This window comes from Idiomarina sp. UBA3176, from assembly GCF_002364295.1.
Taxonomy (GTDB): Bacteria; Pseudomonadota; Gammaproteobacteria; order Enterobacterales; family Alteromonadaceae; genus Idiomarina; species Idiomarina loihiensis.
The window spans coordinates 1-21,142 of the sequence record NZ_DEXU01000021.1 but is presented as its reverse complement, the minus strand read 5'-3'; the positions used below and the strand labels follow the sequence as shown (position 1 = coordinate 21,142).

The 21,142-nt window shown below is 47.7% G+C and carries 21 protein-coding genes; 20 read left to right on the top strand and 1 reads right to left on the bottom strand.

Going from position 1 to position 21,142, the window contains the following annotated elements; genetic code table 11:
• Nucleotides 1-43 precede the first annotated feature (43 nt).
• The 16 genes from fliF to glnB all read left to right on the top strand — a co-directional run bounded on the left by fliF (nt 44) and on the right by glnB (nt 14,794).
• A complete protein-coding gene (gene fliF, locus B2U97_RS09085; protein WP_153850292.1) occupies nt 44-1,735 on the top strand; it encodes a flagellar basal-body MS-ring/collar protein FliF in 1,692 nt (563 codons plus the stop codon).
• Complete coding sequence (gene fliG, locus B2U97_RS09080; protein ID WP_011234450.1) at nt 1,728-2,774, top strand: flagellar motor switch protein FliG; 1,047 nt, start codon at nt 1,728-1,730, stop codon at nt 2,772-2,774. Before fliF ends, fliG begins: the two co-directional genes overlap by 8 nt.
• Nucleotides 2,775-2,788: 14 nt before the next feature.
• Entirely contained in the window at nt 2,789-3,538 is a 750-nt protein-coding gene (gene fliH, locus B2U97_RS09075; RefSeq protein ID WP_011234449.1) for a flagellar assembly protein FliH, read from the top strand.
• Between the two features lie 3 nt (nt 3,539-3,541).
• Nucleotides 3,542-4,891 carry a flagellar protein export ATPase FliI gene (fliI, locus tag B2U97_RS09070; RefSeq protein WP_011234448.1) on the top strand — a complete coding sequence of 450 codons (1,350 nt, stop codon included), beginning with the start codon at nt 3,542-3,544 and terminating at the stop codon, nt 4,889-4,891.
• A 3-nt stretch (nt 4,892-4,894) separates the two neighbouring features.
• Nucleotides 4,895-5,338: a flagellar export protein FliJ gene (gene fliJ, locus B2U97_RS09065; protein WP_011234447.1), complete on the top strand. Its 444-nt coding sequence runs from the start codon at nt 4,895-4,897 to the stop codon at nt 5,336-5,338.
• Nucleotides 5,339-5,462: 124 nt separating this feature from the next.
• Nucleotides 5,463-7,229, top strand: coding sequence for a flagellar hook-length control protein FliK (locus tag B2U97_RS09060; RefSeq protein WP_286823339.1), 1,767 nt, complete (start codon nt 5,463-5,465; stop codon nt 7,227-7,229).
• 68 nt (nt 7,230-7,297) lie between these two features.
• Nucleotides 7,298-7,840, top strand: a complete 543-nt coding sequence (fliL, locus tag B2U97_RS09055; protein WP_011234445.1) for a flagellar basal body-associated protein FliL — start codon at nt 7,298-7,300, stop codon at nt 7,838-7,840.
• A gap of 16 nt (nt 7,841-7,856) precedes the next feature.
• Nucleotides 7,857-8,921, top strand: coding sequence for a flagellar motor switch protein FliM (fliM, locus tag B2U97_RS09050; protein WP_016341320.1), 1,065 nt, complete (start codon nt 7,857-7,859; stop codon nt 8,919-8,921).
• 31 nt (nt 8,922-8,952) lie between these two features.
• Entirely contained in the window at nt 8,953-9,408 is a 456-nt protein-coding gene (gene fliN, locus B2U97_RS09045; RefSeq protein ID WP_011234443.1) for a flagellar motor switch protein FliN, read from the top strand.
• Nucleotides 9,383-9,733: a flagellar biosynthetic protein FliO gene (fliO, locus tag B2U97_RS09040; RefSeq protein WP_227016386.1), complete on the top strand. Its 351-nt coding sequence runs from the start codon at nt 9,383-9,385 to the stop codon at nt 9,731-9,733. The genes fliN and fliO overlap by 26 nt, the downstream gene beginning before the upstream one ends.
• Entirely contained in the window at nt 9,730-10,476 is a 747-nt protein-coding gene (fliP, locus tag B2U97_RS09035) for a flagellar type III secretion system pore protein FliP (protein ID WP_011234441.1), read from the top strand. The genes fliO and fliP overlap by 4 nt, the downstream gene beginning before the upstream one ends.
• Nucleotides 10,477-10,484: 8 nt before the next feature.
• Nucleotides 10,485-10,754, top strand: coding sequence for a flagellar biosynthesis protein FliQ (gene fliQ / locus B2U97_RS09030; protein WP_011234440.1), 270 nt, complete (start codon nt 10,485-10,487; stop codon nt 10,752-10,754).
• A complete protein-coding gene (gene fliR, locus B2U97_RS09025) occupies nt 10,754-11,539 on the top strand; it encodes a flagellar biosynthetic protein FliR (protein ID WP_011234439.1) in 786 nt (261 codons plus the stop codon). Before fliQ ends, fliR begins: the two co-directional genes overlap by 1 nt.
• A 30-nt stretch (nt 11,540-11,569) precedes the next feature.
• Complete coding sequence (flhB, locus tag B2U97_RS09020) at nt 11,570-12,697, top strand: flagellar biosynthesis protein FlhB (RefSeq protein WP_286823338.1); 1,128 nt, start codon at nt 11,570-11,572, stop codon at nt 12,695-12,697.
• Between the two features lie 115 nt (nt 12,698-12,812).
• Complete coding sequence (locus tag B2U97_RS09015) at nt 12,813-14,444, top strand: NAD+ synthase (RefSeq protein WP_286830454.1); 1,632 nt, start codon at nt 12,813-12,815, stop codon at nt 14,442-14,444.
• Between the two features lie 11 nt (nt 14,445-14,455).
• Complete coding sequence (gene glnB / locus B2U97_RS09010; protein WP_011234436.1) at nt 14,456-14,794, top strand: nitrogen regulatory protein P-II; 339 nt, start codon at nt 14,456-14,458, stop codon at nt 14,792-14,794.
• A gap of 26 nt (nt 14,795-14,820) precedes the next feature.
• Here the strand turns inward: glnB and B2U97_RS09005 are convergent, their stop codons facing one another.
• Nucleotides 14,821-15,591, bottom strand: a complete 771-nt coding sequence (locus tag B2U97_RS09005) for an outer membrane protein assembly factor BamD (protein WP_286830451.1) — start codon at nt 15,589-15,591, stop codon at nt 14,821-14,823.
• 111 nt (nt 15,592-15,702) lie between these two features.
• On the opposite strand from B2U97_RS09005, the gene rluD reads away from it, so the two are divergent.
• From rluD to pssA, 4 genes are all read left to right on the top strand, one after another.
• Nucleotides 15,703-16,671 (top strand): 23S rRNA pseudouridine(1911/1915/1917) synthase RluD, encoded by a 969-nt coding sequence (rluD, locus tag B2U97_RS09000; RefSeq protein ID WP_286830449.1) that lies wholly within the window; start codon nt 15,703-15,705, stop codon nt 16,669-16,671.
• On the top strand, nt 16,649-17,362 hold the full coding sequence (pgeF, locus tag B2U97_RS08995; RefSeq protein ID WP_286830447.1) for a peptidoglycan editing factor PgeF: 714 nt from the start codon (nt 16,649-16,651) through the stop codon (nt 17,360-17,362). The genes rluD and pgeF overlap by 23 nt, the downstream gene beginning before the upstream one ends.
• Before the next feature lie 72 nt (nt 17,363-17,434).
• Nucleotides 17,435-20,008 (top strand): ATP-dependent chaperone ClpB, encoded by a 2,574-nt coding sequence (clpB, locus tag B2U97_RS08990; protein WP_286830445.1) that lies wholly within the window; start codon nt 17,435-17,437, stop codon nt 20,006-20,008.
• A gap of 88 nt (nt 20,009-20,096) precedes the next feature.
• Complete coding sequence (pssA, locus tag B2U97_RS08985; protein WP_286830443.1) at nt 20,097-20,924, top strand: CDP-diacylglycerol--serine O-phosphatidyltransferase; 828 nt, start codon at nt 20,097-20,099, stop codon at nt 20,922-20,924.
• Nucleotides 20,925-21,142: the final 218 nt, after the last annotated feature.

Sequence of the window (21,142 nt, the reverse complement as noted above, 5' to 3'; positions counted from 1 at the left end):
TGCATTACTGGAGATATAAGTCGTGGCTGAATCAACAGATTTAATGGTACAAGATACTGACTTACCGGATAGCAACAATTCTGGTAATGAAGACAGTGGTGAGAAAACCGGCATCATGACGATGCTGGGCAACTTTGACATGCTGCGTCAGGTCATTGTCGTGCTAGCGTTAGCTATCTGCGTTGCTATCGCTGTTTTTATTATGCTGTGGGCGCAGGAGTCAACTTATCGTCCATTAGGTCAGTTAGAAACGGAGGAGTTGATCAGCACCCTCGACTACATGGATGCAAATGGCATTGAATACCAGGTGGAAGGCAATACGGTTTCAGTACCTGAAGAAAACTACGATGCTATTAAGTTGCAACTGACCCGCGCTGGTGTTGATTACGGTAATTCGACCAATAACGGCTCTGAAATTTTAATGAGCGAACCGGGTTTCGGCGTTAGTCAGCGACTAGAACGTGAGCGCCTCATTCATTCCCGTGAAGTTCAGTTAGCGCGCGCTATTGAAGAAATCAAAAAAGTGTCTGCTGCCCGAGTATTGCTTGCCGTACCTAAAGAAAATGTTTTCGCCCGTCGCGAAAAAGAACCCAAAGCGTCGGTTATGCTGAATGTTCGTGGTGGTACCTCGCTCAGTGAAGAAGAAGTCGCGTCAATTGTGGATATGGTCGCGTCATCCGTTACCGGTCTGAACACCGAGAGCGTAACCGTAACTGACCAGGCTGGCCGCCTGCTCAACTCTGGTTCACAAAGTGCGTTGGCAGCGAAAAGTTCGCGCGAATACCAAATTGAACAAAAACGTGAAGAAGCCTACTTAGAAAAAATAGACAGTATTTTGATTCCTGTGCTGGGCTATGACAACTATACCGCACAAGTTGACGTGACTATGGACTTTACTCAGCGTGAAGAAACTCAGCGGCAGTTTAATCCTGATATGCCAGCCATTCGCAGTGAAATGACAGTTGAAAACCGCTCGATGGGTAGTGCAATTGGCGGTATTCCTGGCGCGTTAACAAATCAACCCCCACTGGATTCAGACATTCCTGAAGAAGCTGGAGATGGCACTGCCGGTGGCGGTGCTACGGGCAGTACTCACCGTGAAGCAACCCGTAATTATGAGCTTGATAATTCAGTCACTTATACCCGGAACCAAACCGGTACCATTAAGCGTTTGAGTGTTTCTGTTGCGGTTAACCATGAAGCAATAACAAATGAAGCGGGCGAAGGCGAAACGCAAGCGCGTAGCGCTGAAGAAATCGCAAATATTCGCCGTTTGCTGCAAGGTGGTTTAGGTTTTGATATTAATCGTGGTGACAGTATTGAAGTGGTGTCAGTACCGTTCGCGCAGTTGCCTGACTTAGGTGCCGGTGAGACGCCAGTGTGGGAAGAACCATGGTTCTGGCGGGCTTTCCGTCTGGTGATGGGCGCACTGGTTATTATGGTATTGATTCTGGCGGTGGTTCGTCCAATGCTGAAGAAACTGATGAATCCGGAATCGGGTGTGGAAGATGATGCCGATGCGTTTTCCGATGAGGAATCGATGGGCGATGAAACCATTGATCTGTTATCCTCACAGTTTGATGAGAGTGCAGTTGGGTTTGGGGCTGATGGTAGCCTGCAACTACCGGACTTGCATAAAGATGAAGACTTGTTAAAAGCGGTTCGCGCGTTGGTTGCCAACGAGCCTGAGCTGTCCTCACAAGTGGTTAAAGCGTGGTTGAACGAAGATGCCTGATCAAGATACTAGAACCAAACGCGGTAAGGTTGAGTTTGATGTCGACACTTTAGAAGGTGTTGAGAAAGCGGCTATTTTACTGCTTAGCTTATCGGAAGAAGATGCGGCTCAGATTCTGAAACATCTGGAACCTAAACAGGTGCAGAAAGTGGGTATGGCAATGGCGAGCCTGGAAGATTTTAACCAGGACAAAGTAAACGCTGTGCACCATTTATTCCTGGAAGACATTCAGAAGTTCACCAATATTGGCTTCAAGAGTGAGGAGTTTGTGCGCAAGGCACTGACCTCCGCACTAGGTGAGGACAAAGCCGGTAACCTGATTGAACAGATTGTCATGGGCGGCGGTTCGAAAGGTCTTGATTCACTGAAGTGGATGGACTCTAAACAGGTAGCCACTATTATCCGTAACGAACACCCGCAGATTCAGACCATTGTCCTGTCTTACCTTGACCCCGAGCAAAGTGCAGAAATTATGGCGCAGTTCCCGGACAAAGTACGTCTGGACTTAATGATGCGAATAGCCAACTTAGAAGAAGTTCAGCCAGCAGCCTTGCAAGAACTGAACGAAATTATGGAAAAACAATTTGCAGGTCAGGCTGGTGCTCAGGCGGCGAAGATGGGCGGCCTGAAAGCGGCAGCCAATATCATGAACTATCTGGATACCAACATCGAAGGTCAGTTGATGGACTCTATCCGCGAGCAGGACGAAGAGATGAGTCAGAGTATTCAGGACCTGATGTTTGTGTTCGAAAACCTGGTGGAAGTCGACGACCGTGGTATTCAGGCCTTGCTGCGTGAAGTGGAAGGTGAAACTTTGCAAAAAGCGATGAAAGGTGCGGACGACGCGGTTCAGGAGAAAATATTCAAGAACATGTCGAAACGTGCCGGCGATATGCTGCGTGATGACCTTGAAGCTATGGGGCCGATTCGTATTAGTGATGTAGAGGCCGCACAGAAAGATATTCTGGCAGCGGCGCGCCGTTTAGCTGACGCAGGTGAAATTATGCTTGGCGGCGGTGGCGGTGACGAATTCCTATAAGGGTTTAACGCATAATGACGGATGATAAAGACGCAACCCAGCTTTGGGATTTACCTGACATGACCTCGGAAGAGCTTAAGCAGGGCTCTCAGGTAAATGCGTTAAACAAACCCCGGCGCTGGCAATATGAGCCGCCGGAAGCGGACAACGAACAGGAAGAAGAGCTTAAGCCTCTGACCGCAGAACAATTGGAAGAAATTCGCCAGGCCGCACGCGAAGAAGGCCATAAAGAAGGTTTTGACGAAGGCCGCAATGAAGGCCTTAAGAAAGGCTATGACGAAGGTTACGAAGCTGGTAAAAAAGACGGTTTTGAAGCCGGTGAACAGCAGGGTGTTGAAGCTGGTAAAGAAGCCATGCAGGAGCAACAGCAGCAGTTAAGAGTTTTGCTGCAGAGTTTGTCTCATCCGAATGAACGTATTACCGAAGCGGTTCAGGACGAGTTGATTGATATGGTCACTGAGCTGACGCGGGTCATCTGTCTGGATTTCGCTGCTAATTCAAAAGAACTCATCGTAAAAGCCGTGCGCGAAGCTATTGCGGTCTTACCGGTTACTGATCAGCGAGTCATTATTCATCTGAATGAAGAAGACTTAGCTATTTTGCAAAGTACATTCAGCGAAGACGAACTGAAAGAAAAAGGCTGGCTGCTTAATAAAGACGATTTACTGGAACGCGGCGGTTGCCGGGTTACTACAGAAAGCTCCACCATAGATTACACCCTGACCAGCCGTATGGAAGATGTGTTCTCCAAATTAAAAGGTTAACCCATGAGCGCTTCTGAGCAGTTAGTGAAACAACTACGCAAAAAACGTGAGCGTATCCAAAAGCCATCAGTGGCTGTGTCGGGCTATCTTACCCGCGTGGTTGGTTTAATGTTTGAGGCTGTTGGCTGTCGTGCTCCTGTGGGGTCAAGCGTAGCGGTTGAGGCTGACAGTGGTGATATTGAAGCCGAAGTGGTGGGGTTTGAAGGCAACATCAGTTACTTAATGCCCACCGAAGACGCTCATGGCGTTATTCCCGGAGCCAGAGTTCGTCCACTAAACCGCAAGAATCAATTGCCGCTGGGTATGGAGCTGCTGGGTCGTGTTATTGATGCTCGTGGCGAGCCCCTTGATGATAAAGGCCCCATTTTTTCTGACGGAAAAACCTACCGAAGCAAACCCATGAACCCACTGAACCGACGTCAGGTGAAGCAGCCGCTGGATGTTGGAGTAACGGCTATTAATGCCTGCTTAACCGTGGGGCAGGGGCAGCGAATGGGGCTGTTTGCCGGTAGTGGCGTGGGTAAAAGTGTGCTGTTGGGCATGATGACTCGCGGTACCACGGCGGATGTGATTGTAGTTGGCCTGATAGGCGAACGTGGCCGGGAAGTAAAAGAGTTTATAGAAGAAATCCTCGGTGAGGAAGGCCGTGAAAAAGCGGTTGTAATAGCAGCGCCGGCAGACCAGTCGCCGCTTATTCGTTTACGTGGTTGTGAAACGGCCTCTCAGGTTGCCGAATATTTTCGTGACCAGGGTCTGAATGTGTTGCTGTTAATGGATTCACTGACTCGTTACGCCATGGCGCAACGGGAAATTGCCCTTGCTGTGGGTGAACCACCGGCAACCAAAGGTTATCCGCCTTCTGTTTTTGCTAAGTTGCCAGCATTGGTCGAAAGAGCCGGTAATGGCGGCGACGGACAAGGTTCTGTGACCGCGTTTTATACGGTTCTGACCGAGGGCGACGATTTGCAGGATCCTATTGCGGACTCCGCGAGAGCAATACTGGACGGACATATTGTACTGAACCGGGAACTGGCCGACAGCGGTCATTATCCGGCAATTGATATTGAAGCTTCTATTAGCCGGGTTATGCCACAGGTTGTTTCGGAAGAGCATATGCAACAGGCGATTAAAGTTAGACAGTGGTACTCAAGTTACCGTCGCAATCGCGACTTGATTTCCATTGGCGCATACACCCGCGGAAGTGACCCGGCTATCGATCAGGCTATTGCAATGCAGCCGCGAGTAAGTATGTTTTTGCAACAGAAAATGCGGGAAGTTGTGAACTATGATGAAAGCTTGTTGCTGCTTAATCAGCTAGTCAATCCGAAGCAGAAACAGTCAGCGGGCATGTAATTTATGGCTGAGTTGGCACAATTGGAAATGTTACTGGAGTTGGAACAGAGGCGCGAAGATAAAGCCGCACAGGATTTCTCTCAGGTACAGCAACAGGTCCAGGAGCAACAGATGCGCCTGGACGGTATGTCAAAATATCGACTCGACTACTTAAATCAGTTGCAGCATCGCGGGCAAAGCGGGATTGCCTCAATTCAGGTAGGGCAGTATCACGCATTTGTCGGTAAATTAGATGAAGGTGTTGAACAGTTGCATCACGATATTATTAAGTTGCAGCAAGTGTTACAACAGCGCAAAGATCGTTGGCTGGCGCAGCGTCGCAAGCGCGAGTCGATAGATTTTTTAATAAAAGAAAAGCGCAAGCGTGAGCAAATAGCAGAAGCCAGAAAAGAACAAAATAATCTGGACGATTTTAGCAGCCAGCGTTTTATTCGCGCCAGAAAATAGTTGGAACGAAATTTGCTTAGATACTTACTAGATATTGTTTGCTCAGCTATTGAAAATAGCGCAAGCGCATTGCGAAGTATTATTAAGCAAGGCGTCAATAAGCACTTAATTCAGGAATAAAACTATGCAACAGCTGCTTAATTTAACCGAGTCTGCCGACAACTTTGCACGTATTGGTAAAGGTAACGATCTTTCATTAAAGAGCACCGATGGTGATAGCGGTGAGTTCTCGCGGCTGATGCTACAACAAAATAGTGGCGATAAAGAGCTGCAACAACTGGCCGCCAAAATTGAAGCTTACCAGAAAGCCGGTAATGACGGTGAAGGTGAGGTTGAAGGCAAAGACATTGAACGCAAAAATATTGGCGAGCCGGTGACCCGAAATTTATGGGAATTGTTGCAGCAAATGAAGCAGGAAAGTGCTGAAGTTAGCTCTGAAGGCGAAACCGTGGTTAGTGACGAGATTGATCTTGCTGCGGGCGATGGCGAACTAAAAATGACAGATGAGCAACTGGCGGAAATGCTGGAAGCTTTAATGGCTAAGCTGGATTCTGCCGATGAAGGCGAGGGCGATGCCGTTATGACCGATGCCGAGCGGCAGAAATTTGCCGATGAGCTGCTGGCCGGCATGACCGATAGCGATAAACAGGCACTGCAGGCAAAGCTTCAACAGTTGATCCAGGCCGCAGAGCAGGGCGAAGGCACTGAAAGTGCCGTTGAAGATGCCGGTAAGTTCATAGTTAATTTGCTTGAACCGCTATTGCCGAAAGCCGATGCTGATAAGTTATTAGTAGGTAATGAAAAAGCGTTAACTCAGGCTTTGAATGAGGCTGCAGAGCTTGTGCTGGCTCAATTGTCTGCATCTCCGGACAAAAATTCAGGCAAGCCGCAAAGTGCTGAAGAATTAACAAATTTGCTTAAGCAACTAGAGCAGCAGGTTTCCGCACAACAAGCGAAAGGCGAAAGTAGTGAGTTGAGTTTAGCGGAGCAAAAGAAACTGCAGCAGTTTACTGCCGAGTTACGCAAAATTTTAGCCAGCCAAAATGGCGGCGCAGATAAACCTCAGGCTTTGACTCAGGAACAGTCGGCTAAAGCTGAGCAATTATTGGCTGAAGTAAGGCAATTATTAAAAGGCCGTACAGGACTGAGTGAAAAGTCGGTAGAGGGTAAGGCGTCAGAGTCGGTTATTACAGCAACAGACGTTAAAGCCGGTAAAGAAAAAGCTGGTTCTGGCGATATTGGTGCTAAAAGCGATGACGGCAAGCAAACGACTAAAGCTGCTTCTGTGAATACAGCTGTTGAAGCAGAAACAAAGGTAGCCGATGCGGGTCAGCAGGGACAAGTCTTTCGGAATAACACCGACGCTTTAGTTGACGCCAGTGCGGCCCGGGCCATTCAGGGGCAAATGGTGTCAACCGCGCAGGGAACTGTAGCTGCGAATGAATCCAGTCAGGCTAATACTTTGCAGGCATTGCAACGTCCATTAGACTTGCAGCAAACGGAAGCGTCGCAAAAATTGCAGGAACGCATCAATATTATGATGAGCAGGAATATCCAACGTGCGGATATTCGTCTGGATCCGCCGGAACTTGGTAGTGTTCACATTCGCGTTAACATGAGCGGTGAGCAGGCATCAGTGCAGTTTCAGGCCCAGACACAACAGGCTCGAGATGCGTTAGAGACGACCATGCCGCGATTACGCGAAATGCTGGAGCAGCAAGGCATCAATTTAGCTGATACCCAGGTTGGAGAGCAAAGCAAAGAAGGCGGGCGCACCGCTGGCGGGCAAGCCGGAGGATCTCATGATGCGGAAGACTGGGCTGTTGAGGGCGAAATAGCTTTAGAAGAAGGCCGGGTGCTTGCTGATGGACAAGTCGATTTCTATGTCTGAAACGGTATATCTAAAGCGGCTATCAAGCTATAGTAACTGTCGGTGGGCGGTAATACAGGAAATTGAGCATGGCAGAAGATAAAGACAACAACGATACGGAACAAACTGAAGAGCAGACCGGTGGTAAGAAGAAAAAACTGATTATCTTCGGTGGTATCGGTATTGTTTTAATTATTACCGTAGTCCTGGTGTTGTGGCTATTCGGTGGCTCGTCTGAGGGTGAATCAGCTGCTGCCGAAAATGGTATGAGCAGCGCAGCGGCACCGTCATCATCGCCACGCCCGGAAATTGGCAATGCACTTTATGTTGGTATGCCCCGGCCTTTCGTTTTCATTGTCCCGGGTGACTCACGTGAGCGAACAGTACAAATTAAAGCGCAGTTAATGGTGCGCGGCGAAGAGAGTGAAGAACTGGCGAAAAAGCATATTCCGTTAATTGAAGGCACGCTGCATGAGGTGTTTTCCTCAACCACGGCTGACAGGTTAAAAACAGCCGAGGGTAAAGGTCAGTTACGTGAACTGGCTTTGACTGAAGTTCGTTCTGCGCTCGAAGAAGTAACCGGGAAACCGGTTGTTGAACAGGTTTTATTTACCAGCTTGGTAATGCAATAAGTGAGCTATTATGGCTGTGAGTGACTTACTATCTCAAGACGAAATTGACGCGCTTTTACATGGTGTTGATGACGTTGAAGAAGAGGACACAGAGAAAGAATCCGCCTCTGCGGATGCGCTCGACTATGACTTTTCGTCGCAAGATAGAATTGTTCGTGGGCGTATGCCAACGCTGGAAATTGTTAATGAGCGTTTTGCCCGCCATATGCGGGTCAGCTTGTTTAACATGATGCGCCGCACCGCAGAAGTGTCTATTAACGGTGTCCAGATGATTAAATTTGGTGAGTACGTGCATACATTGTTCGTACCGACCAGTTTAAACATGGTGCGTTTCCGCCCGCTTAAAGGAACGGCACTAATCACTATGGAGGCACGTTTAGTCTTTATTCTGGTCGATAACTTTTTCGGTGGCGATGGTCGCTATCATGCAAAAATTGAAGGCCGTGAATTTACGCCGACTGAGCGCCGCATCATTCAAATGTTGCTGAAGCTGGTATTTGAAGATTACAAAGAAGCCTGGGCTCCGGTCATGGACGTGGGCTTTGAGTATTTAGACTCGGAAGTTAACCCGGCCATGGCGAACATTGTTAGCCCAACCGAAGTTATCGTTATTAGTTCGTTTCATATTGAGCTAGATGGTGGCGGGGGAGATTTCCACATTGCATTGCCTTACTCCATGCTGGAGCCCATTCGCGAGCTGTTGGATGCCGGTGTGCAGTCGGATAAAGAAGACACCGATATGCGCTGGAGTAAAGCGTTACGTGACGAGATTATGGATGTTCCGGTGGAAATGATTGCCAAACTGGCGCAAACCGAAATGTCGTTACGTGAGGTGATGGATTTGCGCGAAGGCGATGTTATTCCGCTTGAGTTGCCAGACGACTTAACCGTACTAATTGAAGATTTACCGACTTTCCATGCGAAAATGGGGCGTTCAAGAGACAATGTCGCTTTGAAAATTTCAGAGAAGATTAAACGCCCTGAAACCGTGAAGTCGGATATTCATATGTTGACTCGTGGAGGCCGCCGAATTGGTGGTGATGCCGAGTTACAACAGTTAGAAGAAGATATTGATTTATAATAATTGCTGCTTGAGAAAGTGAGGTTGCAACATGAGTAACGATGATAAAGATATGGATGACTGGGAAGCAGCAATGGCTGAACAGGAAGCTGCTGAAGATGAAGAAAGTGGCGAATCAGGAGCCGGTGAAGGCGCAGGAAAGTCGTCCAGTCATTCTGGTATGGATAACGTGCAGACCGCTGAACTCGAAGAACTGAGTGAAGATAAGCCGGTAACCGAGGAAGAAAAGCGCAAGCTCGACGCCATTCTCGATATTCCTGTTACCATTTCTATGGAAGTGGGTCGTAGCCAAATTAGCATTCGTAATTTGCTGCAATTGAACCAGGGCTCTGTGGTGGAACTGGAACGTGTTGCCGGTGAACCACTGGATGTACTGGTTAACGGCACCTTGATTGCGCATGGCGAGGTGGTTGTTGTTAATGATAAATTCGGGATACGCTTAACCGATGTTATTAGTCAGATTGAACGTATTCGTAAGCTTCGCTAGTTTGGTGCTGTTGCCCTCTGCTGCCAAGGCGGAAGAGAAAGCTGGCATTATTTCAGGCAATGACATAGGCGCCATGGTTTTGGCGCTTTTTGCCGTTTTAGCGGTGATTGTGGTTTTAGCCTCGCTGTTAAAACGCTTTAACCTCAAGTTTCAGGGCGCATCTGGTCTGAAAGTACTGAGTAGCGTGTCTTTAGGGCCTAAAGAGCGGCTGGTCATTGTGGATGTTGGGGGGCAGAAATTGTTACTTGGTGTCACTCAGCAACGCATAGAATGCCTGAAAGAGTTGCCAGGCGATATCAACCTGGAAGGAAAACAAGAACAATGAACCGCTGGTTGCTGCTTTGTATTTTAGCCGTGTTGTGTTTGCTGCCTGAGCAGGCTTTCGCCTGGCAGGATCTTACTGCGGTTACGGTAAAAACAAACCCCGATGGTAGTGAAGAGTACTCTGTAACGCTGCAAATTTTGGCGATAATGACGGCGCTGACCTTCATTCCCGCTATGGTCATTATGATGACCTCATTTACCCGAATTATTATCGTTTTAGCTATTCTGCGTCAGGCCATCGGTCTGCAACAGTCGCCTTCTAATCAGGTGCTACTGGGCATTGCGCTGTTTTTAAGCTTTTTCATCATGACGCCGGTTTTAAACGAAATAAATGACAAAGCGTTACAACCCTACTTAAATGAAGAGATACAGTCGATGGAGGCGGTCGACAGAGCAAAAGCGCCGATAAAAGCCTTTATGCTGGCGCAAACACGCTTAACCGATTTAGAAACCTTTGTCGAAATATCAGGAACCGAGGGCGTGCAAGAGCCGGAGGACGTGCCTATGTCGGTGCTTATTCCGTCCTTTATAACTTCCGAGCTCAAAACCGCCTTTCAAATAGGCTTCATGCTGTTTATTCCGTTTTTGATTATTGATTTGGTGGTCGCCAGCGTTCTCATGGCCATGGGTATGATGATGCTGTCGCCCATGATCGTATCGCTGCCGTTTAAACTCATGTTGTTCGTGCTGGTTGATGGCTGGAGTTTAACCATGAGTACCCTGGCCGGAAGTTTCGGGGTTTAGGAGGCAATATGTCACCGGAAATGTTTCTCGACATTTTTCAGGAAGCTTTGAAAACCATAGTGATTATGGTGGCTTTTATAATTATTCCCGGACTTTTAGTGGGTCTGGTCGTTGCGGTTTTCCAGGCAGCTACCTCTATCAACGAGCAAACCTTAAGCTTTCTGCCCCGCCTACTTGTCACTCTTGCCGTTATTGGTCTTGGTGGACACTTCCTGACTGAAACCGTAATGGACTTCACTATCGAAATGTTTAACCGGATACCTGAAGTGGTCGGCTAATGGATCTGGTGACTTCTGTTCTGCTCGAGTGGTTGGAACAACACCTGTGGCCGCTAACACGGGTGTCATCAATGATCATGAGTATGGCACTGTTTTCCGGCACCATAGTGAACTCCCGCGTCAAAATCTTTTTATCTCTTGCCATTATTATGGCCGTTTCACCTGCTTTGCCGGAAATTAATGCGGGCGTTGAAATGATGTCGGTAGGCGGTTTCTTAGTTACAGCGCAGCAAGTCGTTATTGGGGTTGCCTTAGGGTTGCTTTCCATTTTGTTCCTGCAAACATTTGTTCTGGGTGGCCAAATTATTGCCATGCAAATTGGTTTGGGTTTCGCCTCTATGGTTGACCCCACCAACGGCCAGCAAGTGCCGGTTATTGCACAGTTCTTTTTAATGTTAGCCAGTCTGGTTTTTCTCGCGTTCGACGGGCATTTATTAATGATTCATATGGTTGTTGCCAGTTTTGACGCAATACCTGTGGGTATGACCGGGTTGGATGCCGACGCTTTATTTGCGGTTGCGGAGTGGGGCGTTTACATGTTCTCGGCGGCGTTAACGGCGATGCTTTCGGGGGTCATTGCGTTGCTGCTAATTAACTTAAGCTTTGGGGTTATGACCCGGGCGGCTCCACAGCTGAACATTTTTGCTATTGGTTTTCCTATTACTATGGTCAGTGGATTAGTGGTTGTGTGGCTAACCATGGGGGGCTTTATTTTCCACTTCGAAAACCAATGGGCGCGGGTGGTACAAACCATGTGCGAGATATTGGGTAGTCAATGTGCTTAAATCGACTTTCTCTGACAAAGGGCAGTAAGCATGGCTGAGACTGATCAGGAACGTACAGAAGACCCCACGGAGCGACGAAAACAGCAAGCCCGCGATAAAGGCCAAATTGCTCGCTCCAAAGAAATGGGAACCGGCTTTGTATTGGTGAGTGCCGCAGTTTCGTTTTTCTGGTTCGGTGGGGCGCTGTACCAGGGCGTGCGTAACGTTTTTGAAATTATGTTTACGCTTGACCGACAGCACGCGTTTGACACCAGCAAAATGTATGAAGCCTTTGCCATTGCCTTTGGTGAAATACTCTGGCCAATACTGACCATTTTTGCCTTTATCGTTGTGTTTACCTTCCTTGGAAACAGCTGGTTGGGTGGCATTAACTTTTCCGCTCAGGCAATGGCACCTAAATTTAACCGGATGAATCCGCTTAATGGATTTAAACGGATGTTTGGTGTTCAGGCGTTGGTGGAGCTGATAAAAGCCATAGCTAAGTTTATGGTGGTAGCTGTTTCTGCATACTTTCTGCTTAAGTGGAAATTTGTCGATATTCTGCAAATGTCTATGGGACAGATGCCGACCATGATTGGGAACGCGCTGGACACCCTGCTATGGATGTTCTTACTGTTGTGTTTATCGATATTCCTTATCGTCGTTATTGATGCTCCCTTTCAGGTATGGAAACACAATAAAGACTTAAAAATGAGTAAGCAGGAAGTCAAGGACGAACATAAAGACACTGAGGGGAGTCCTGAAGTGAAAGGGCGTATTCGTCGCCTGCAAATGGAAATGGCAAACCGTCGAATGATGCAGGAAGTACCTAAGGCCGATGTTGTTGTCACGAACCCGACGCACTACGCTGTCGCGTTGAAATACGATGATGGTGGCGCGCAGGCGCCGGTTCTTCTCGCTAAAGGAACCGATGAAACCGCTGCAAAAATTCGTGAAATTGCTCTGGAATATGAAATTCCGCTGGTTGCTTCGCCGGGGCTTGCCCGCTCAATTTATCATACCACCGAGCTGGAAAAAGAAATCCCGAAAGGCTTGTTCGTGGCCGTGGCACAGATTCTTGCATACGTATATCAATTACGAATGTTTAAGAAAGGACAGGCGAAACGTCCGAAAAAACCTCCTATGGATAAAGATATTCCGGACGATTTACGTTACTAACCAGCCGAATTACGACGTCATTAGACTCGCATAATTTGCGCGATAAGACGGGCTGCTATATCATTCGCCACCATTCGTGCCGATATCGGCAGTGGCAAATTTGGACTAAGCAGTTATGGCTAAACTTTCTTTGTGCCTGGCACAGCTGGACTTTACGGTTGGTGCCATTCACAACAACACCGCCCTAATTTTAAAGACGCTGCGTGAGCAGGGTGAGCAACACGACATTATTGTGTTCCCTGAGCTGGCTATTACGGGTTATCCGCCGGAAGACTTATTATTCCGCGATGACTTACATCAGGCGGTGGATAACGCCGTAGAGCAAATCAGCGCAGCAGCTTCAGATTGTGTAGTTATTGTTGGTCACCCTCAGGCTGTTGGCGGAGAGCTTTTCAACGCAATGTCCGTGCTACATCGCGGGGAATGCCTGCATCGCTACTTTAAACAGCGTTTGCCCAATTACGGTGTTTTTGATGAGCAACGCTACTTTATTCCGGGCCATCAGAGTCAGGTGTTTGAATGGCAGGGCGTGCGCATTGGCTTACAAATTTGTGAAGACTTGTGGCATCCGCAACCGTTACAACAATTACTGGACGACGACATTGATCTGGTGCTTTCAATTAATGCTTCCCCGTATGAGTTAAACAAGCACGAACAACGCTTAGGTGTGTTGAAGCAGCGTGTGGCAGAAGCCGGCAAACCCATTTTGTATTTGAATAATTGCGGTGCGCAGGATGAACTGGTGTTCGATGGCCATTCACTGGTTTTAGATGCCGAAGGTGAGTTGGTCGCCGAGTTACCGCACTGTGAAATGACCACGGCAACTGTAACTTACGAAGACAAAGGTATCCGTTGTGCCGGTTTTGAGGCACATGCCGAGCAAAATGATCTGGCTCATGTTTATGACGCTTTGGTGCTGGCGGTGCGTGACTATGTGACCAAGAATGGCTTCTCCGGCGTTGCATTGGGTTTGTCAGGTGGTATCGATTCGGCATTAACTTTGGCAATAGCAAGCGACGCGCTGGGAGCTGATAAGGTTCACGCGGTGATGATGCCGTTCCGCTATACTTCAGATATGAGTCTGGAAGACGCCGAGAAACAAGCCGATACCTTAGGTGTTCGCTACGACGTCGTGCCAATTGAGCCCATGTTTAATGAGTTTATGACTCAGTTGGGACCGTTATTCGGTGAGACTGAAACCGATACCACCGAGGAAAACCTGCAGTCCCGCTGCCGCGGTGTATTGCTTATGGCCTTATCGAATAAAACCGGTTCGCTGGTGCTGGCTACAGGCAATAAAAGCGAAATGGCGGTGGGTTATGCAACCTTATACGGTGATATGTGCGGCGGTTTTGCGCCTATTAAAGACATTCCCAAATTGCTGGTTTATCAATTAGCTGAGTTTCGCAATACGCGGGGCGCCTGCATACCTCAAAGGGTTATAGACAGACCGCCTTCTGCTGAACTCGCACCAGATCAAGTGGATTCTGATTCCCTGCCGGACTATAGCGATTTAGATCGCATTCTGGCATTGTATGTAGAGAGAGACTGGTCGGTAACCGATATTATCGCAGCCGGATTTACAGAGGAGGACGTGCGCCGGGTGGTTCGCCTGGTCGACTTGAATGAATACAAGCGTCGCCAATCTGCGGTCGGGCCTAAAGTAACACCTCGTAACTTTGGTAAAGATCGTCGTTACCCTATTACCAGTCACTATCGCCATGAATTACAGCGACAAGGTCAATAGGACAAATACTGATGAAAAAAGTTGAAGCCATTATTAAGCCGTTTAAGTTGGACGACGTGCGCGAAGCGCTGTCGGAAGTCGGCATTGCCGGTATGACTGTGTCAGAGGTAAAAGGCTTTGGTCGTCAGAAAGGCCATACCGAACTTTATCGCGGCGCGGAGTACATGGTCGATTTTCTACCAAAGGTAAAACTGGAAGTGGTGGTTGCGGATAGCGAAGTTGAGCGTTGTATTGAAGCCATTATGGAAACAGCTCAAACTGGGAAAATTGGTGATGGGAAAATTTTCATTACCGAAATTGAACGTGTTATTCGTATTCGTACCGGAGAGGAAAACGAGGACGCGGTATAAGCTACCGCGCCATTCGTTGAAAGAAACTAGCGGGCTGAGACTAACTGATTCTCAGGAAAGTTTGCTCTCAGCACCTTCATTGCGTCTTCACGCAGTTCGGGCAGTTCCAGTTGATCATAACTTTCTACCATTATCGCTAAGGCATTCTCTACTTCCGGTGTATCTGAAAAGTGCTCTAATACATACCGGCCGCGGTTAGCTGCTGCTAAGTATGCCTGACGCTCCATATAGTACTGAGCGATAGCCAGTTCTTTTTTAGCTAAACGGCTTTTTAATGCAATTAAACGCTTCTTAGCATCTGCAGCGTATTCGCTTTTCGGGTACTTGCGAACTAACTCAGCGAAATCTTTAAACGCTTCTTCCGCCATAGATGAGTCCCGGTCAGAGCGGTCAACGCCAGCCAGATTATGTATAGCGTTGTGCTCCGCACGCTGATTAACCAGCCCACGCATATAGAGTGCATAATCGACATCTTTATGATTTGGGTTGAGGCTGATGAAACGATCAATCGCGGCTAAAGCTTCATCTGTATTATCGAGTTTATAATGCAGATAAATAAGGTCTAGCTGAATTTGATGGGCAAAAGGACCAAAAGGGTAACGCTTGTTCAGGCCGGATAATTGCTCCTGCGCCAAATTCAAATTACCATTAGCCATACTCTCCTGAGCCTGCTCATACATGGCTTCGACTTGTGTTTTCGCAACTTGCTCTTCTTCCGACTGGCTTGAACAACCCGCTAACATTAATCCCAGAACCGATGATAAAACGAGGCTTCGGCTTAACTTATTACTAAACATATTATGAAGGATTCCCTTTATTTTTTTGGCGCTGCACCGGCAAACCGTTACACTAGCATATTCTTGCATTCTAACGCAGCCGTAAAGGCTTTGACAGTCGAAACCCAATATATGAACAAAAGCATTGAATTAGAAGCCATTGTTACCGAGTCTCTGGCTGGAAAAAGATTAGACCAGGCACTTGCAGAGTTGTTCCCCGACTACTCAAGGTCTCGCTTAAAAAGCTGGATAACTGATGGAAAAGTGACCATTGACACAAAAGTCATCGAGAAACCGCGAGAAAAGGTGGTTGCCGGTGCTTTAGTTGCAGTGGACGCAGAAATTGAGGGGGAGGAGCGGCACGAAGCACAGCCGGTGGAACTGGATATCGTTTATGAAGATGAGGATATTCTGGTCATCAACAAGCCTGCGGGCTTAGTTGTCCATCCCGGTGCAGGAGCGCCTGACAGAACCCTACTTAATGGTTTGTTGCATTACGATCCACAGCTCGATTTGGTGCCGCGGGCGGGTATTATTCATCGCTTAGATAAAGACACTACCGGGCTGATGGTTGTTGCGCGTAACGTGCCTGCACAAACGCAATTAGTATCAATGATGCAGGATCGGGACATTACCCGCGAATATGAAGCGGTCTGTAATGGCGTAATGACTGCCGGCGGCATGGTTGATCAACCTATCGGTCGGCATCCGACAAAACGCACGCATATGGCGGTGGTGCAGTCTGGCAAGGCAGCAGTTACACATTATCGTGTGCTGGATCGTTACAGAGCGCATACATTACTTCGTCTGCGTCTAGAGTCCGGCAGAACTCACCAGATTCGTGTGCATATGGCGCATATTCGCCACCCCTTAGTCGGTGATTTAACCTATGGTGGTCGTCCACGTCCGCCCAAACAGGCTGAAGATCGTCTATTACAAACTTTGCGAGGGTTTAACCGCCAGGCGTTACATGCTGCATCTCTGGGCTTACATCATCCAATTACCGGCGACTGGCTGGAGTTTAATGTTCCGCGGCCAACCGATTTTCAATATCTAATTGAAGAACTGCGTGTTGATCATGAACGTTTCAAGTCAGCATGACGGCATTATCGTTCCTGACTGGGAGCTGCCGCCGAATGTTCATGCGGCAGTGACCACCAGAGCTTTTGGAAACCTGGCGGTGCATGTGGGAGACGATCCTGCGGCTGTTCTTCTGCGTCGCCGACAGTTGCAGCGCTCACTCAAGTTGCCAACTGCGGTTACCTGGTTGCAGCAGCAACATACCAATAGGGTTTTGCGTTGGCCTTTTAAGTCCGCTGTTGCGGATGCTGCCTATAGTGACCTACCCCAGAGTGTTTGTGCAGTTTTAACCGCAGACTGTCTGCCTGTTCTTTGTTGCTCCAATGACGGAAAAGAAATTGCAGCCGTGCACGCCGGCTGGCGAGGTTTAGCCGACGGGGTATTACAAAATGCTCTGGCAAGCTTTAAAACTCCGGCGGCTCAACTTCGAATTTGGATAGGACCGTCTATCGGCGCTTCGGCTTTTGAAGTAGGTGATGATGTACGAGACAGGTTCGTTGTTCGTCATTCATCTAATGCAGAATATTTTCTTTCTCACTCCGGTAAATGGTTAGCCGATTTAGCCTCAATTGCAGCGGACGAGTGTTTGCGCGCGGGTGTTGAGGCTATAACCAAAAGCAGCGAATGTACTGTTCTTAATAACCGAAACTGGTACTCCTGGCGCAAGGAGAAAGCTGCAGCTAGATTTGCGTCAATTATTTGGCGAAATTAATTTTAATCACTTGAAAATGCGCAAAAAGTACCCACATTTAACTTAACGAAAGAATTAAGTGAGGAAGTACCGATGCGACACGATAAATTTACCAGTAAGTTTCAGATGGCGATTGCCGATGCTCAGTCAATTGCTCTGGGACGTGACCATCAATTTATAGAACCCGTCCATTTAATGCAGGCACTGTTGGATCAAAATGGTGGCTCAGTGCGCCCTTTATTTACTATGCTAGGCGTGGACATTCCCCAGTTCAGAGCAAACTTGTCGAAAGCCCTGGACGCCTTACCTCAGGTTGAGGGCACCGGCGGTGACGTTCAGTTATCGCAGAACACAGCTCAACTTTTAAACCTGTGCGATAAATACGCGCAGAAACGAAATGATTCGTACATTTCGTCTGAGCTATTTTTATTGGCTGCGACGGAAGATAAAGGCAAGTTGGGCGATATTTTCCGTCAGCAGGGCATAAAACGCGAAGCGCTGGAAAAAGCCATTAACGATATTCGAGATGGCGAAAAAGTGGATGACCCTAATGCCGAAGATAAGCGCCAGGCATTGGATAAGTACACCATAGATTTAACCGAACGTGCGGAGCAAGGCAAGCTTGACCCTGTTATTGGTCGTGATGAAGAAATTCGCCGGACGATTCAGGTATTGCAGCGCCGCACAAAAAATAATCCGGTTCTTATTGGTGAACCGGGTGTTGGTAAAACCGCCATTGTCGAAGGTCTGGCCCAGCGCATCGTTAACGGTGAAGTACCCGAAGGTTTAAAGCATAAACGGGTATTGTCTCTGGACTTGGGCGCGTTATTAGCGGGTGCGAAATTCCGTGGTGAATTTGAGGAGCGGCTCAAAGCTGTATTAACCGAGCTTTCTAAAGAGGAAGGCCGCATTATTTTGTTCATTGACGAGATGCACACCATGGTCGGTGCCGGTAAAGCGGATGGTGCAATGGATGCCGGTAACATGTTGAAGCCGGCCCTGGCTCGTGGCGAGCTACATTGTGTTGGCGCTACTACTCTGGATGAATACCGCCAGTATATTGAGAAAGATGCAGCGCTGGAACGACGCTTCCAGAAAGTTCTGGTGGAAGAACCGAATGTGGAAGACACCATAGCTATTTTGCGTGGTTTGAAAGAGCGTTACGAATTACACCATTCGGTAGAAATCACGGACCCGGCCATTGTTGCGGCGGCGTCTTTATCGCATCGCTATATCAGTGACCGTAAACTGCCGGATAAAGCCATCGACTTAATTGACGAGGCGGCATCAAGTATTCGTATGCAAATTGACTCTAAGCCGGAGGATTTGGATCGTCTGGAGCGCCGCATTATTCAGTTGAAGCTTGAGCGTCAGGCGCTACAAAAAGAAAAGGATGATGCGAGCAAAAAACGCTTAGAAATCCTGCACGACGAGCTTGATGAGCAAGAGCGTAAATATGAAGAACTGGAAGAGGTCTGGAATACTGAAAAAGCCGCAGTACAAGGCACCCAGCATATTAAAGCGCAGTTAGAACAGGCTCGTACCGACATGGACATTGCCCGCCGCGCCGGTGACTTAAACCGTATGTCTGAACTTCAGTATGGCCGTATTCCTGAACTGGAGCGACAGCTGGACTTAGCTTTGCAAGCCGAAATGCAGGATATGAGCTTGCTCAAAAACCGTGTTACTGAAGAAGAAATTGCTGACGTATTGTCACGTTGGACGGGTATTCCGGTTAATAGAATGCTCGAAGGCGAGCGCGAAAAGCTGTTACATATGGAAGAGCAAATCCACAGTCGTGTAGTGGGTCAAAACGAGGCCGTAGATGCGGTTTCCAATGCTATTCGTCGCTCACGGGCCGGACTTGGCGATCCGAATCGTCCTATAGGTTCATTCTTATTCCTTGGTCCAACAGGTGTGGGTAAAACTGAGTTATCTAAAGCCTTGGCGAACTTCATGTTTGATACCGACCATGCAATGGTGCGTATTGATATGTCCGAGTTTATGGAGAAGCATTCGGTTGCTCGTCTGGTTGGTGCGCCTCCTGGCTATGTTGGCTACGAAGAAGGTGGCTATTTAACCGAAGCTGTACGGCGTAAACCGTATTCGGTAATTTTGCTCGACGAAATTGAGAAGGCTCACCCTGATGTCTTTAATATCTTGTTGCAGGTATTGGATGATGGCCGCTTAACCGATGGGCAGGGACGTACGGTCGATTTCAAGAACACCGTTATTATTATGACCTCTAACCTGGGTTCCGATTTAATTCAGGAACATGCTAAAGAGCATACTTATGAGCAGATGAAGGCTGAAGTAATGGAAGTGCTGGCGCATCACTTCCGTCCTGAGTTCATTAACCGTGTGGACGAAACGGTTGTCTTTCATCCCCTGGGGGAGAGTGAAATACGGTCTATTGCTGAATTTCAGTTACAGCTTCTTTATAAACGTCTGGAAGACAAAGAGTATCAATTGGAATTGGATGATGACGCTTTATCTCATCTGGCAAGAACCGGATTCGACCCGGTATTTGGAGCGCGGCCTCTGAAACGTGCTATTCAGCACGAGCTGGAGAATCCTTTAGCGCAAAAAATCTTGTCAGGGGAACTTGAGCCTGCTAAACCGATCAAAGTAAGTGTTGAAAATGAGCGGTTAGTGATCACGCAATAACCACATAGGGCTTCGGGCATTTCCTGTTCGAAGTCCTAATGTGATAACCTGACTACTTTCTATTTAGTGACTAAAGAGTGTTTTATACATGAGTAATGACAGCTCAAATACCAATGGTAAGAGCCGCGGTATCTATTTACTGCCAAACTTGTTTACGACTGCAGGCTTGTTTTCAGGCTTTTATGCCATAGTCGCGTCAATGAACGATCGCTTTATTGAAGCGGCAGTCGCAATTTTTATTGCAATGGTTTTTGATGGGCTGGATGGCCGTGTTGCAAGAATGACCAATACGGAAAGTGACTTCGGGGCTGAATTCGACAGTATGGCCGATATCGTCTCCTTTGGTATGGCACCGGCCTTGGTCATGTATAACTATGCCTTGGCTGATCTCGGAAAAATAGGTTGGTTAGCAGCCTTTATTTTTGTGGCTGGCGGTGCATTACGGCTGGCGCGGTTTAATACTAACCTCGGCTCCTCCGATAAAAACTTCTTTCAGGGTCTGGCAATACCCAGTGCCGCAGCTATTGTTGCTGGCTTAGTCTGGGTGGGGGCTGAGTACGGTGTTGAAGGTAGTGACATGGGTGGCTTTGCTGCTGTTATTACTATTTGTGCCGGCCTGCTAATGGTGACGAATTTCCGTTACCACTCTTTTAAAGACGTAGACTGGAAAGGCAAAGTTTCATTCCTTGTTATTCTCGTTATTGTTTTGGTTTTCGTTATTGTTGCGACGCAACCATCTTTAGTTCTGTTTTCCATATTCTTTTTATATGCCTTATCGGGTCCGGTATTGACCATCAAGAATGTGAAGAAGTTGAAGTTGGGTCATGTTGTTGGTGACGATGACGAAGATGACGCAGACTTTAATGACAATAAAGAGACTAAAAAAGAAGCAGAAAAGCCTGAGAAAGAAGATTAAAACAGCAAGTTGGTGATGTTCTGACCAAACGATCAAGAAGGTTCTAAAAAGATCTTGCAAGGCACTCAGAGATCACTATAATTCGCCGCCGTTGTCATGAGTTATCTGCAAAGTGTATTTGCAATAAATTCCGACAACGGCGTTTTGTTTTAACCGGGCTGAAAAAGCTGAAAAAAAATGGGTTGACGAAACGAGAGGGACGTGTAGAATACGCCTCC

Coding starts and splice junctions, on each gene's coding strand:
- flhB (WP_286823338.1), top strand. CDS start 11,570: ATGGCTGAGACTGATCAGGAACGTACAGAAGACCCCACGGAGCGACGA.
- B2U97_RS09060 (WP_286823339.1), top strand. CDS start 5,463: ATGCAACAGCTGCTTAATTTAACCGAGTCTGCCGACAACTTTGCACGT.
- pssA (WP_286830443.1), top strand. CDS start 20,097: ATGAGTAATGACAGCTCAAATACCAATGGTAAGAGCCGCGGTATCTAT.
- B2U97_RS09005 (WP_286830451.1), bottom strand. CDS start 15,591: ATGTTTAGTAATAAGTTAAGCCGAAGCCTCGTTTTATCATCGGTTCTG.
- fliG (WP_011234450.1), top strand. CDS start 1,728: ATGCCTGATCAAGATACTAGAACCAAACGCGGTAAGGTTGAGTTTGAT.
- fliJ (WP_011234447.1), top strand. CDS start 4,895: ATGGCTGAGTTGGCACAATTGGAAATGTTACTGGAGTTGGAACAGAGG.
- fliR (WP_011234439.1), top strand. CDS start 10,754: ATGGATCTGGTGACTTCTGTTCTGCTCGAGTGGTTGGAACAACACCTG.
- fliH (WP_011234449.1), top strand. CDS start 2,789: ATGACGGATGATAAAGACGCAACCCAGCTTTGGGATTTACCTGACATG.
- fliL (WP_011234445.1), top strand. CDS start 7,298: ATGGCAGAAGATAAAGACAACAACGATACGGAACAAACTGAAGAGCAG.
- clpB (WP_286830445.1), top strand. CDS start 17,435: ATGCGACACGATAAATTTACCAGTAAGTTTCAGATGGCGATTGCCGAT.
- fliN (WP_011234443.1), top strand. CDS start 8,953: ATGAGTAACGATGATAAAGATATGGATGACTGGGAAGCAGCAATGGCT.
- fliF (WP_153850292.1), top strand. CDS start 44: ATGGTACAAGATACTGACTTACCGGATAGCAACAATTCTGGTAATGAA.
- pgeF (WP_286830447.1), top strand. CDS start 16,649: ATGAACGTTTCAAGTCAGCATGACGGCATTATCGTTCCTGACTGGGAG.
- fliP (WP_011234441.1), top strand. CDS start 9,730: ATGAACCGCTGGTTGCTGCTTTGTATTTTAGCCGTGTTGTGTTTGCTG.
- glnB (WP_011234436.1), top strand. CDS start 14,456: ATGAAAAAAGTTGAAGCCATTATTAAGCCGTTTAAGTTGGACGACGTG.
- fliI (WP_011234448.1), top strand. CDS start 3,542: ATGAGCGCTTCTGAGCAGTTAGTGAAACAACTACGCAAAAAACGTGAG.
- rluD (WP_286830449.1), top strand. CDS start 15,703: ATGAACAAAAGCATTGAATTAGAAGCCATTGTTACCGAGTCTCTGGCT.
- B2U97_RS09015 (WP_286830454.1), top strand. CDS start 12,813: ATGGCTAAACTTTCTTTGTGCCTGGCACAGCTGGACTTTACGGTTGGT.
- fliQ (WP_011234440.1), top strand. CDS start 10,485: ATGTCACCGGAAATGTTTCTCGACATTTTTCAGGAAGCTTTGAAAACC.